Source organism: Tumebacillus algifaecis (assembly GCF_002243515.1).
Taxonomy (GTDB): domain Bacteria; phylum Bacillota; class Bacilli; order Tumebacillales; family Tumebacillaceae; genus Tumebacillus_A; species Tumebacillus_A algifaecis.
The window spans coordinates 693,363-706,603 of the sequence record NZ_CP022657.1 but is presented as its reverse complement, the minus strand read 5'-3'; the positions used below and the strand labels follow the sequence as shown (position 1 = coordinate 706,603).

The 13,241-nt window shown below is 56.0% G+C and carries 5 protein-coding genes and 1 pseudogene; 3 read left to right on the top strand and 3 right to left on the bottom strand.

Features of this window, described 5'->3' with window-relative positions; all coding sequences use genetic code 11:
- Positions 1-36 precede the first annotated feature (36 nt).
- Positions 37-6,465, bottom strand: coding sequence for an amino acid adenylation domain-containing protein (locus CIG75_RS03095; RefSeq protein ID WP_094235327.1), 6,429 nt, complete (start codon positions 6,463-6,465; stop codon positions 37-39).
- Between the two features lie 263 nt (positions 6,466-6,728).
- Between CIG75_RS03095 and CIG75_RS21115 the strand changes: the two genes are divergently transcribed.
- Both CIG75_RS21115 and CIG75_RS03085 read left to right on the top strand, forming a co-directional pair.
- Positions 6,729-6,983 carry a helix-turn-helix domain-containing protein gene (locus CIG75_RS21115; RefSeq protein WP_265415075.1) on the top strand — a complete coding sequence of 85 codons (255 nt, stop codon included), beginning with the start codon at positions 6,729-6,731 and terminating at the stop codon, positions 6,981-6,983.
- Positions 6,938-7,864 (top strand): annotated as a pseudogene (locus CIG75_RS03085) (IS3 family transposase); the annotation flags it as partial. The gene CIG75_RS21115 and the pseudogene CIG75_RS03085, both read left to right, overlap by 46 nt.
- Before the next feature lie 79 nt (positions 7,865-7,943).
- Here CIG75_RS03085 and helD read toward each other — a convergent pair.
- Positions 7,944-10,256, bottom strand: coding sequence for an RNA polymerase recycling motor HelD (gene helD / locus CIG75_RS03080; protein WP_094235324.1), 2,313 nt, complete (start codon positions 10,254-10,256; stop codon positions 7,944-7,946).
- Between the two features lie 412 nt (positions 10,257-10,668).
- Positions 10,669-11,475: a M15 family metallopeptidase gene (locus tag CIG75_RS03075; protein WP_227874335.1), complete on the bottom strand. Its 807-nt coding sequence runs from the start codon at positions 11,473-11,475 to the stop codon at positions 10,669-10,671.
- A gap of 175 nt (positions 11,476-11,650) precedes the next feature.
- On the opposite strand from CIG75_RS03075, the gene CIG75_RS03070 reads away from it, so the two are divergent.
- Positions 11,651-13,153, top strand: a complete 1,503-nt coding sequence (locus CIG75_RS03070; protein ID WP_094235322.1) for an MDR family MFS transporter — start codon at positions 11,651-11,653, stop codon at positions 13,151-13,153.
- Positions 13,154-13,241 lie beyond the last annotated feature (88 nt).

Genomic DNA, 13,241 nt, shown 5'->3' with positions numbered 1-13,241 from the left:
GAATGGCGTTTGCCACTTCCAAGGGCTTTTCTTCACTCACAGAAACAACTCATCAAGCTCATCTGCTTGGACCGTTTGCATCGGCAAGGCGGCAAGGCGTGTGTCAGGATCGGCCACGATGCCTGCCAGCAGTGACTGCAGTTGATCGATCAGCCACGAGATCGTCTCCGGCTCGAACAGTTCGGTGCTGTATTCGATCTGGCCGGACAGCACGTCCGCCCCGTCTTGAAAGCTAAGGGTCAGGTCATACTTGGCACCGCCGTGGTGCGATATTTCGTTGGTGATCGTCAAGCCGGGCAACTGCAACGGCTCGGTCGGCAGATTTTGCAAGACGAACATCACTTGGAAGAACGGCGAAAGGCTGGCTGAACGTTCCGGTTGGAGCACTTCGACCAATTTTTCAAATGGCACTTCCTGATGGGCGAACGCCTGCAAGCTCATCTCGCGCACGCGACCGAGCAGTTCGCGGAACGTCGGGTTGCCCGACAAGTCACTGCGCAGCACCAGCGTGTTGACGAAAAAGCCGATCATTCCTTCGATAGCCGACTGGGTTCGCCCGGCGACCGGGGTGCCGACCAAGATGTCCGTCTCGGCACTCAAGCGATGCAACAGCACCTTGAAGGCGCCAAGCAGTGTCATGAACAGCGTCGTCCCTTCCTGTTCGCCAAGTTGCCGTACCTGATGCGACAGATCCGGCGACAGGGTGAAGCGCGCCATCGCGCCCCGCTGGTTCGGCTTCTCCTGCCGCGGATGATCGGTCGGCAGTGACAAGTGCGGTAGGGAACCGCCGAGGAACGCGCGCCAGAAGCTGAGTTGACGTTCCAGTACCTCGCCTTGCAGATAGGATCGCTGCCACAGCGCAAAGTCCACATACTGCACGTCCAGCTCGGGCAGCCGCGCCGACTCTCCATTCACAAAAGCGGTGTAATGCGCAGATAGTTCCTGTGCGAAAGTGCCAAACGACCAACCGTCAAAGACGATGTGATGCACGTTCACCACCAACACATGCTCCGCTTCGGTCAAGCGCACGACGAGAACGCGCAACAGCGGCCCTTGGCTGATGTCGAACTTATGCTGTCCTTCGGCTGCGACCAATTGTGCGGCCCTCTCTTCACGCTCCCGCCCGTGCAAACTGCTCACATCCTGCACCACAAAAGGAATCGTCACCTCTGGAAGAATGCGTTGCACCACTTCCCCGTCGCGCTCAGCAAACACGGTGCGTATCGCCTCATGTCGCTGTGCGATCGCTTGAACGCTCCGCTCCAAGGTGGGCAACTGAAGCGGCCCAGAGAGGCGCAAGGCGAGCGGTATGTTATAGACGGGATTGTCGGGCGCCAATTGATTGAGGAAGTACAGGCGTTGCTGGGCGAACGACACGGGCATCTCGTCGGCGCGTTCGACGCGCACCAACTTCGGAAATCGCCCTTCGTGCAAGCCTGCCCCGACCAGCCGCAACGCTACGTTTGCCGCCGTGCGGTCTGCAAAAAAGCTAGGCAACGCCACTTCGACGTCGAACAGGTCGCGCAGGCGGGAGATCACCTGCGTCACGAGCAGAGAATGACCGCCGAGCTGGAAAAAGTCGTCGTGGATGCTGACCCTTTCCAAGCTGAGCACTTCGGCAAACACCAAGGCCACTTTTTCCTCCACTTCATTGCGCGGTGCGGCAAAGCGCCGGCCCGCTTCTTCTGCCCAGATCGGCTCAGGCAAGGCACGCAGATCGACCTTCCCGTTTGGCGTGAGCGGCAGGGCGCTGAGCAGGACGAAGGCGGACGGCACCATGTACACCGGAAGTTTCGCTTCCAGACTGGCGCGCAGTTCCTCGACCACACAACCTGTGCCGACGATGTAAGCGACGAGGTGCTTCTCCTGCTCGCCACGTGCGATGACCACCGCCGACTCCACCTGCGGATGAGCGAGCAAAGCCGCTTCGACTTCCCCTCGCTCCATCCGATGCCCGCGAATTTTGATCTGACCGTCGAGCCGCCCGAGGAACTCCAAGTTCCCATCCGCCAAAAAGCGCACTCGATCACCCGTCCGATAGACGCGTCCTTCCGCTCGGAACGGATGGGGCAAAAAGCGCTCCGCCGTCAGATCGGGTCGATTGCGATACCCGCGCGCCAAGCTCGCCCCCCCGATGTACAGTTCTCCTGGCACACCAATCGGTGTCGGCTTCCCATTAGCATCGAGCACATAAACTTCCACGTTTTGAATCGGTCTGCCGATTGGCGGAACCACGCCAGCCGCAACGGGGGCGTAGGTCGTGACGACCGTATTTTCGGTCGGTCCGTAATGGTTGACCAGCGCAAACGGCAAGGGGCGCTCCGTCTGGTGCAACAGATCGCCACCCGTCAGCATCTGCCGCAAGCGGAGCGTGGACGGCATCGGCAGCGCGATCACCCGCTCGGCCAGCGGCGTCGGCAGGAAGCTGACTGTGATCTCCTGCCGATCCAGATAAGTCAAAAGTTGCTCAGGCGACAATCGCGTATCCTCTCGCGGCAGGTGCAAGCTGGCCCCGGCCGCCAAACTCGGCCACAGTTCCCACACCGAAGCGTCAAAAGCGGTTCCGGCGAGCAACGTCGTGCGGTCTGCTGACGTCAAGCAGTAGGTCGCATTGTGCCATTCGACCAGATTGCGAAGCGCCGCCTGCTCGACCTCCACTCCTTTTGGCGTCCCGGTCGAGCCCGACGTATAGATCACATAGGCGAGTTGGTCGGCTGCCATAACAAGGTTGGGGTTGTCCTCGCAAACACCACCCCGCTCCTGCTCCGCTTCCATCAGCACGGTCGGCGCAGATGATGCGAGTTCGCCCGCCAGTTCGCGCGTCGTGACCAGTGCGGTCAGTGTCGCATCTTCCGCCACGAACGCCAGTCGTTCCGCTGGGTAAGCCACATCCAGTGGCACGTACGCCCCGCCCGCTTTGGCCACCGCCAAGATCGCCAGCACCAACTCGGGCGACCGCTCCAAAAGGATGCCGACCGTCCGATCCGCCTCCACTCCCAGCTCGATCAAGCGGTGCGCCAAGCGATTCGCCCGTCGGTTCAGCTCTCCATACGTCCATTCCTCTCCATCAGCTGTGAGCGCAAGCGCGTCGGGCGCTTGCTCTGCACGCTGTTCAAAGCGTTGGATCGCGCTGACAAACTCCTGCCGATCTGCACGAGCATGGCTAAACTCTGCACCATGAAGCGCCTGTTTGCCTAACTCACTGGTCACCACTGTCTGTGCCAGCGCCTGCTCAGCAACCGCTTCTGGCTCCACCCGTTCCTGACGCGACAAGGCCAAGCCCGCTCCCGAAAACTCGGTCAGCAACAGCTCGCCCTCCGCTTCGCTCAGCAGCGGCAACTGGCCAACAGCCATCTGCGGCTCCGCGATCGCCGCCCGCAGCAACTGCTGGTAGTGGGCGATCATCCGCTCAATCGTCTCTGCCGCAAAAAGATCGACATCGTACTCCCAACAGATCGTAATCCCTTCGCCCGCCTGTTGCTCTTTGCGGGGGAGGACGATGATGTTCATGTCAAACTTGGACGTATCGTTGCTCAGCCCTTCGGTCAACTGCACGTCCAACCCGGCCATTCCCAGCGTCGGCATGCGTGAATCGTGGAACGAGAACGATACTTGAAACAGAGGGTTGCGGCTGAGATCACGTTCTGGATGCAGGGCTTCGACCAGTTTTTCAAATGGCAAACCGACATGGGCAAACCCAGCCAGCGCCGTCTGTTTGACCTGCTCGAGCAATTCGTCAAATGACTGAGCGCTTTGCACCTGCGTCCGCAACACGATATTGGAGACGAGCATCCCGATCATCGGCTCCATCTCTTGCAGTCTGCGATTCGCCAGTGCGGAGCCGACCAGCAAATCCTCCTGCCCTGTATAGCGGTGCAGCAGGACATTGAACGTCGCAAACAAGGTCATATACAGCGTAACACCTTCACGCTTGCTGAACGAGCGCAGCGCATCGGCTAAGTCCGCTTCCAGATCAAAGCGGAACACCTTCCCTTTAAAGCGTTGCACGGGCGGGCGCGGATGATCGGTCGGCAGATCGAGCACATACTCGGCCCCAGCCAGTTGGTTCGTCCAGTAGGCCAACTGCTGTTGCGCCTCTTCGCTTTGCAACCAGTTCCGCTCCCAATGGGCAAAATCGGCAAACTGAATGGGAAGTGCGGGCAGTTCCGCCTGCCTCCCTTGAACGGCCGCGTCGTACAGTTTTTGCAATTCATCGACAAACACGGTCAGCGACCAGCCGTCATGGACCAGATGATCTTCCACATGGATCAGCACATGCTCTTCCGCTCCCAATCGCAACAGCTTCCAGCGCACCAGTGGCAATTGCGACATCTCAAACGCCTGCTGTACCTCTTCGCTGATCAAACGCTGCACTTCCGCTTCCCGCTCCTCTGAAGGAAAATCGGTCAAATCAAGCACAGGTAGCGGTACCTGCCACGACGGGTGGATCACCTGATACGGTCGGCCATTCGCTTCCGGGAACGTCGTGCGGAAAATTTCATGACGATCGACGATCGCTTGCAGACTCTGTTGCAACGCATCCACCTGCAACGGTCCGTAATAGCGAAATTCCGCTTGAAAGCTGTACGACAGGTTGGTCGGTGCCAGTTTGCGCAAAAACCACACCCGCTCCTGTGAAAAAGACAGTTCCAGCGTCTGCTCGCGAGACACGCGCACCAGTCCCATACCCACGCGCTCCCGCTCCACAGCGCCCTGCTCTTCAATGCGCCGCGCCAACTCGGCAACATGGCCCGCCTCAAACAGCCATTGCAGCGGCACGGCAATCGACAAACGGTCGCGCAGGCGCGCCGCGATCTTCATCGCGATCAACGAGTGCCCGCCCAACTCAAAAAAGTTGTCCAACACGCCGACACCCTTCACACCAAGCGCTTCCTCATACAGCGCCGTCAGTTCTTTTTCCAAGTCGGTCCGCGGCGCCACCACTTCCGCCTCCGCGCGCACCAGCACAGCTGGGGCGGGCAGTTCCTTGCGATCGACCTTCCCGTTTGGTGTCAGCGGTACGCGCTCCAGCTCGACAAACGCTGATGGAAGCATATAATCGGGCAACGATCCATGCAAAAGGGCGCGCAGGTCGACGTCGGACAGCACCCCTTCCGCGGTTGGCACCACATAAGCGACCAGACGCTTATCGCCCGGAGTGTCCTCACGGGCGATCACCACCGCCTGCTTCACCGCCGGATGCAACATCAGTGCATATTCGATCTCGCCCGTTTCCACGCGGAACCCGCGAATTTTGACCTGCCCATCGATCCGCCCCAAAAACTCGATCACACCGTCCGCTCGCACGCGCACCAAGTCGCCTGTGCGATAGAGCTTGCCCGACCCAAAGCGATTGTCGATAAATCGCTCCGCAGACAGCTCGGGACGCCGCCAATACCCGGTTCCCAGCCCTTCGCCGCCGATGTACAGCTCGCCCGCCTCGCCAGACGGAACCTGTTCCCCATGCTCATCCAGCACATACAACACCCGCTTTTGCAGTGGATAACCGATCGGTACCGATGTGCTAAAGCGCTCCTCGCGTGCCGTGCGGTAGTACGTGCTGAACGTCGAACACTCGGTCGGGCCATACACGTTGATCATCTGAGTGGCGGGCAGGTGTTCCTGCACCTGATTGACCGCAAACGTAGACAGCACATCGCCACCAGACAAAAGGTCCCGCACCCCGCGCAGATCTTGGAGATGATGGGCGACCATCTCTGCGAACACACCCGCAGTCAAAAGCAGCACGGTCACACCTTGAGTGCGCACCACATGGCCAAGCTCTGCCAAAGACGGAATCTGCGGAGGGAGCACCACCAGTTTCGCGCCGTTTAAGAGCGCGCCCCAGACCTCGAACGTCGTCGAGTCGAACGACACAGACGCGCAGTGCAGCATCACATCCTCCGGCCCGATCGTGCAATAGTTCGGGTCGAGCACCAAGCTCTTGATGCTTCGATGCGGAATGCACACCCCTTTAGGCTTGCCTGTGGAGCCCGACGTGTACATCACATAGCCGAGCGTTTCCGGATCGCCGTCGAAGTCGAGGTTGTCCCCGCTCTGCGCCGCAATCTGCTCCGCTTCCCGGTCAAGCTGCACCCGCACCGCATCGGTCGTCAACTGCAACTGCTGTTCAAACAGCACGACGGCAGCCTGCGCATCCTCCAGCATGAACTCCTGCCGATCACTCGGATAGTCGGGATCGAGCGGCACATAAGCGCCACCCGCTTTCAAAATGGCCAACATGCTGACCACCATCTGCACCGAGCGCTCCAAGCGCACCGCAGCCAACTGCCCCTCACGCAGGCCCTTTGCGCGCAGATGGCGAGCAAGACGGTTCGCCCGCATGTTCAACTCCCCATAGGTCACCGTCTCTTGCTCACCGACCAGAACGACCGCATCTGGCCTCCATTCCGCTTGCTGTTCGAACAAGCGGTGAACGCTTGCCCTCTCCTTCAGATTGCTCATCAGCGCGCACCTCACGATCTGTTATTTACAACATAATCATATCATAGTAAGTAAATATTTGAGAATTTATCCTCGATCGAACGGAGCCCAAACGTTCATACAACAAAAAAAGACCCCTGATTGCGATCTGAGATAATCCCTTTTGTGTAGACAGTAGGAAGCAAGCCCCCTTACTGTTACTACACAAGGGGGATTTTCTTTTGGAAAAGACAGCGCGGAAACGAAAAACGTATTCACGAGAATTCAAGTTCATTGCGGTAAAGATGTATTTGGAAAAAGGAATGGGTTATAAATCGGTCGCAAGTGAGCTGCAGATCCCCGACCACAGCATGGTAAGGAAGTGGGTCAAAAACTACAAAACGCTTGGGGCGGAGGGCTTAGAGGAGCGCAGAGGAAAGACGAGAACACCGTTCACTGGTCGTCCGAGAACGAAAAAGCTTACGCTCGAACAAGAAGTGCAAAAGTTGAGAGCGGAGAACGACTTTTTAAAAAAGCTGTTGCTTTTGCAAAGGAGGTGAGAGGTAAAGCGAAGATTCGTCAGTGCTACCAAGTCATCCAAGATCTTACTGGTAGCTATTCAACGTCACTGTTGTGTGAAACCGCAGGAGTATCACGGAGTGGGTATTACAAATGGGTTCAACGTCGACAAATGATTACATCCAAACAAAAGGAGGAGCGGCAGCTCAAAAAACTTATTTTGCAATGTCATAAAGCAGTCCGAGGAACCTACGGTTACTATCGTGTTCGTGCTTGGCTACGTCGAAAACACAATCTCAAGATCAATCACAAACGTGTGTACCGGCTTATGAAAGAACTAGGTATCCAGTGCGTTGCAAGGAAGAAGAAACGCTGGTTTGGCAAGAAATCAGAGAATTATACAGCACCAAACTCATTGAACCGAAACTTTAAGGCCTCGCGGCCAAATGAAAAATGGGCGACAGATATCACCTACCTGCTTTTCAATGGACAGAGGCTATTTCTGTCGGTCATCTACGACATGTTTAACAACGAAATTGTCGCCTACCGCATCGGAGAGCGGAACGATCTTAAACTGGTTCTTGATACCGTCAAGCTCGCCAATAAAAAAAGAGATGTGACCGACACCCTTCTTCACAGTGATCAGGGGTTCCAGTACACATCTCACCAATATAACAAGTTGCTTCAAACATACAACATAGCGCAGAGTATGTCCAGAAAAGGAAACTGCTTGGATAATGCCTGCGTAGAGAACTTCTTTGGTCATCTGAAGTCGGAACTCATGTATCTCAACAAGTTTCGCACCAAGGCAGAGGTGATGAACGCTGTGGCTAGCTACATTCGATTTTACAACCAGCAAAGAATACAACGGAAATTAAATGACCTGAGCCCAGTAGAATACCGAACTCAGGTCTGTGCCTAATTCATAGGGTGGCTTTTTACCCGCTGTCTACTTGACAGGGATATGTTCAATCAGAGGTCGGTCTGCTCAAGACTTCAAATCAAGACTCCAAAAACGGGCTTTGCTCGCCCAGATAATACAGGTGTAGCTCATGCATCGCCCGCGTGCAGGCCGTGTAAAACAGCCTGCGTTCGCTTTCCCGTCCGTATTGATCCTGCGAAGCGTTATACAGAATCACCGCATCGAACTCCACGCCTTTTGCCAGATAGGCCGGAATCACGACCAGCCCGGGTTCAAAATGCACCGTCTCCTTGCTGATCAATTTCACGTCGAGCGCATCTTTCAGCCGTTCATAGGCAGCGCGGCTTTCCTCCGCCGTCTTGCAGATCACCGCAAGCGTGCGGTGTTGATCCGCCTGCAAATTGCGAATGCGGTCGATGATCTTCGCGATCAGATCGGCGGTGTTTTCCGCTCTGGTGATCGTCGGCTCCTCCCCTTCGCGGTTGAACGGGACGATCTCCTCCCCACCCGGCATCATTTTGCGCGTAAAATCGACGATCTGTCGGGTCGAACGGTAGCTTTGCTTCAGCACGATCAACTCCGACTCCTCCGCCGGATACAGAGCGGCCAGCGGGCCGAATCCGTCCGCTTTTTCGGCGTGCGCATAAATCGCCTGATTCAGATCGCCGAGCACCGTCATCTTCGCGTGTGGAAACAGGCGCTTCAAAAAGGCGAACTGAAACGGTGAATAGTCCTGCGCCTCATCGACAAACACATGCCGCACCTGCGTGTTCATCTCCACCCCTTCGAGCAGTTCTTTCAAATAAAGATACGGTGTCGCATCCTCGTAGAACAGCTCACCTTGCAACATCTTTTCCACCGTCTGCTCGGCAAATTCGGCAAACATCGCGGGCAGTTCCGCCCCCAGACTGACCGCCCGCTTGGGGTCGGCGAACAACTGCCGATACATCGCCGGAACATCCACATATTTCAAGCGCTTGATCCCGTTGCGCAGCGGTTTGAACCGCTTCTGCACCAGCATTTCGCCAAGCATTTTGCGCTCGCGGTCAAAATCGTCAAACGTATTTTCCCGAAAGCGCTTCTGTCTGCGCAACTTCTGATAGGCTTGAAGATATTCTTCGTTGTCGAGCAGTTCAATCTCTTCTTCCACCCAATCCTGATCGGTCTGTGCGAGCGCCAACTCGTTCAGTTCGCTCAACAGCCACTCGCTGAGCAGACGCAAGCGGTTAGGAATCGACATGCCAGGATCATACGTGGCGAACTGCTCCCGCATCCGCGCAGCCGACAGCAACGGTTCCCCGCGAAACTTCAAGCCTTTAAAAATCAAGCCTTCCTGCCCCAACCGATTGGCGTACTGTTCCAACAGCCGCATGAACGGAACGGACGCTTTATACTGAATGCCTGCGATCCGCGCCGCATACCCTGGCTCGTTCATCGCGGTCAGCACGTACTCCATCTGCAAAAATGGGTCTTCCAGATCGAACACTCGACCCAAGCGGCGCTCAAGATACTCTTGAAAGGTCGCCTGCTGCATGTTCTCTTCCCCAAGCTCTGGCAAAACGGTGGCGACGTAGCTGTTGAACATGTCATTCGGAGAAAACAGCACGATCTGCTCAGCACTCAACCAAGCCCGATCACGATAGAGCAGATAGGCAATACGCTGTAGCGCCGCCGACGTCTTGCCGCTCCCCGCCGCCCCTTGCACGACGAGCAAGCGATTGCGCACATTACGGATGATCCGATTTTGCTCCTTTTGAATGGTGGCGACGATGCTTTTCATCTGCGCATCCGAATGGCGTCCAAGCACTTGCTGGAGCAATTCGTCCCCGATCGTCACACCTGTATCGAACAGACTTTCGATCTCGCCGTCGCGGATGATGAACTGACGCTTCAACTCCATCGTGCCTTCTACTGTGCCCCCGGGCGTCTCATATTCGGCCGGGCCGGGCGAGTAATCATAATAAAGGCTGGAGACGGGGGCCCGCCAGTCATATACGTAAAAATGCTCGTCGTTCTCATCGAGAAAAGAGGCTGTGCCCAAATAGATCTGTTGCAACGGTTCACCCGGTTCGACAAAATCGATGCGACCGAAATAGGGGGTTTGCTCGAGACGGTACAGACTTTTCATTTCCTTCTGTGCGTGGCGATGCAGGCGTTCGCGCTCCCCGAGCACCTCCGACTGCTGTCTCATGCTCGCCACCGTCTCAGCCGCTTCGATCGCATTTTCAAAATTGACCTTCACATCATCCCAGAAATTTTTACGAATCTCCACAATGTCAGCTTTGACAGTGCCCACTTGCGCTTGCAGTTGCTCCGTCCGCTTTTTTACCTCGCGCCTTACAAGATCGACGCGCTTCTGTTCTTTTTTCCACTCTTGCTCCGTAATACTCATGCGATCCGCTCCTTCTCTTTGTCTAAAGGTTGACATTGTTTGGAGTTTTGTGGTAAGATATTATTGGGTAATTATTTTATAATAGTAAATTCTTGGTGACCATCTTTTATTTTAGCACAGCCTCTTCCTGAATACAAGTCGAGCGGTGGCGCAATAGCGCCTCCGCTTTTTCATGCGCTCAAAAATCGTTATTCTCTCGAAGTTTAAATCGTTACTATTGACCACCGTACAGATACAACGGGGGACAGTGCGTCGGTCACATTGATTTTTTGACACACGACAACCTCACCACGATCGAGCACATGCAAAACAGAAGAGCTGGCCATCGGACATGAGAGTCCCTAACGCATCATCTGACAAAAATAAAGAAAGCCGGCATCTGTCAAGAGCAGATGTCGGCTTTCTTCATGCTTTACTTCACGTTAAAATACTCTTCCATCGTCACATTCTTCGCCGTGATCGCAGCGGCCAGGTCTTGACCGACGTAGCGCAAGTGCCACGGTTCATACGCATACCCGGTCACCGCTTCTTTGCCTTTCGGATAACGGATGATGAAGCCGAACTTCACGGCGTTTTTCGCGATCCATTTCGCTTCCTTCGTATCGGCAAAGCAATCTTCGACCGCACAGGCGCCATCGCGGCCGGAGACATCGACAGCAAGTCCCGTCTCATGCTCGCTATGGCCTGGCACAGCGCTGTAGCGGCGCGCTTCCGTTTCCCCTTGCGTCGAGACGTAGTAGTTGAACAGTTGCGTCTGCGTCGCATGCGAACGATAAGCGGACGCGACGCTCAAGTAGATGCCCTCTTTTTCCGAAGCGGCAAACATCTGCTTGAGAGCGTTGGCAACTTCGCCGCGCATCAGGCGCTTTTCCCCGCCCCCGCCAGAAAGGAAGTGCAAGTCGGGATCATCGACGAGGTTGGAGGGCTGGAAATCGTCAGGCAACCCGAGCTGCTTGTTGACCAGCACGGAGATGCTGCCCGGCGCTCCGGCCGTCGCTTTGCTCGGCTCCTGCGGCGGGGTCGGGTCAGTTTGGCCTGGCTGCTCTGTCTGTTGTGGATCTTTCTGCGGTTCTTGAGTAGGCGATTCGGTCTGGTTCGGTTGCTGAGCGACCGGATTGGTCGGCACTTTGGTCTGCGCCGTCAGCGGATCACAACCGCTTAGGGCTAAGGTGGCGATGAGTACAGCGGCCAGTCCGGCCGTGCGAATTCTATTTGTCAAGGTCTGGTACCTCCTGTTGTTCACGTACGTGTTCTTGTCTACTAGGATACCAGTAAAAAGGTAGCAGTGCCACGCCTAGGAAAGTTGCAGGGACATCTTTCCAAAGGATATAATGAAACATCCGGAAAAATGAACCAGTCTATACATACCATTCGAAGGGCGAGGTCATGATCTGATGGTAACAAGAGAAAATAAAATGGGCTTTGTCGTAGCAGGACTGTTGCTTGGCATTCTGATGGCTGCGATGGACAACACGATTGTGGCGACCGCGATGGGCACGATCGTCGGTGACCTCGGCGGTTTGGAACAGTTCGTCTGGGTCACCTCCGCCTATCTCGTCGCCTCGATGGCCGGCATGCCGATCTTTGGCAAGCTGTCCGACATGTACGGGCGCAAACGATTTTTTATTTTTGGCCTGATCGTCTTCTTGATCGGTTCGGTGCTTTGCGGGATCGCACAGACGATGACACAACTCGCCGTCTTCCGAGCGATTCAAGGCATCGGCGGCGGTGCCTTGATGCCGATCGCCTTCACGATCATCTTTGACCTGTTCCCACCGGAGCAACGCGGCAAGATGACCGGACTGTTCGGCGCCGTCTTTGGCACATCGAGCATCTTCGGACCGCTGCTCGGCGCTTGGATCACCGAAGGCTTCTCCTGGCACTGGATTTTTTATGTCAACGTGCCGATCGGCATCATCGCCTTGTTCTTGATCATCTTCTATTACAAAGAATCGGTCGAGCACTCGAAACAAAAAATCGACTACTTCGGCTCGATGACGCTGGTCGGTGCTGTGATCTGTCTGATGTTCGGCCTTGAGCTTGGCGGCAACCAATACGCATGGGGTTCTGCGCAGATCCTCACACTGTTCGCCGGATTTGCCGTCCTGCTGATCGCCTTCCTGCTCATCGAACGCAAAGTGGCCGAGCCGGTCATCAACTTCTCGATGTTCAAAAATCGCCTTTTCTTCACGTCGAACATGATCGGCGTGCTCTACGGCGCGGCCTTCATCGTGGCGACGATCTACATCCCGATCTTCGTGCAAGGTGTCTTGGGCGGGTCGGCGACCAACTCCGGCCTGATCCTGCTCCCGATGACGATCGGATCTGTCGTCGCCGCCTCGATTGGCGGTATGATCACAGGGAAGATGTCCTACCGCAACGTGATGATCATCTCCGGCATTTTGTTCATCGGTGGCTCCTACCTGCTGTCCACGGTGACACCCGATCTGTCCAACCTGATGCTCAGCGTCTTCATGGTGCTGACCGGGCTTGGCGTCGGGATGTCCTTCTCCGTGTTGCCTGCCGCTGCGGTGCACGGCATGGACTTCCGCCAACGCGGGCAGGCGACATCCACCAACTCCTTCTTGCGGACCCTCGGGATGACGCTCGGCATTTCGATCTTTGGGATCATTCAGCGCAATGCGTTCACCACCAAGTTGGAAGAGACGTTCTCCGGCATGGGCCAAGCGCCCGGCGGAACGGCCGACCCGCGAACGATCCTCTCTCCGGAAAAGCGTGTGGAGATCCCCGCCCCGATTTTGGAAAAGATCACCGATGCGCTCTCCGCTTCGATCGCTACGACCTTCTTGTGGACGGTGTTGGCCGCCGTGTTAGCCTTTGTCTTTATCCTGGCGATGAGCAAAAGTCGGTTGAGCGATTTGAAACAAACGAATTGATCAGAACAAAAGGCTGCCATCGGTTGGCAGCCTTTCCATCCCCATATCGTGAAAAAGCCTCCGACACGTCGGAGGCTTTTTCAGAACT

What these genes read in the sequence shown, in the direction of transcription:
- CIG75_RS21115 (WP_265415075.1), top strand. Translation starts at nt 6,729, where the DNA reads ATGTATTTGGAAAAAGGAATGGGTTATAAATCGGTCGCAAGTGAGCTG.
- helD (WP_094235324.1), bottom strand. Translation starts at nt 10,256, where the DNA reads ATGAGTATTACGGAGCAAGAGTGGAAAAAAGAACAGAAGCGCGTCGAT.
- CIG75_RS03095 (WP_094235327.1), bottom strand. Translation starts at nt 6,465, where the DNA reads ATGAGCAATCTGAAGGAGAGGGCAAGCGTTCACCGCTTGTTCGAACAG.
- CIG75_RS03070 (WP_094235322.1), top strand. Translation starts at nt 11,651, where the DNA reads ATGGTAACAAGAGAAAATAAAATGGGCTTTGTCGTAGCAGGACTGTTG.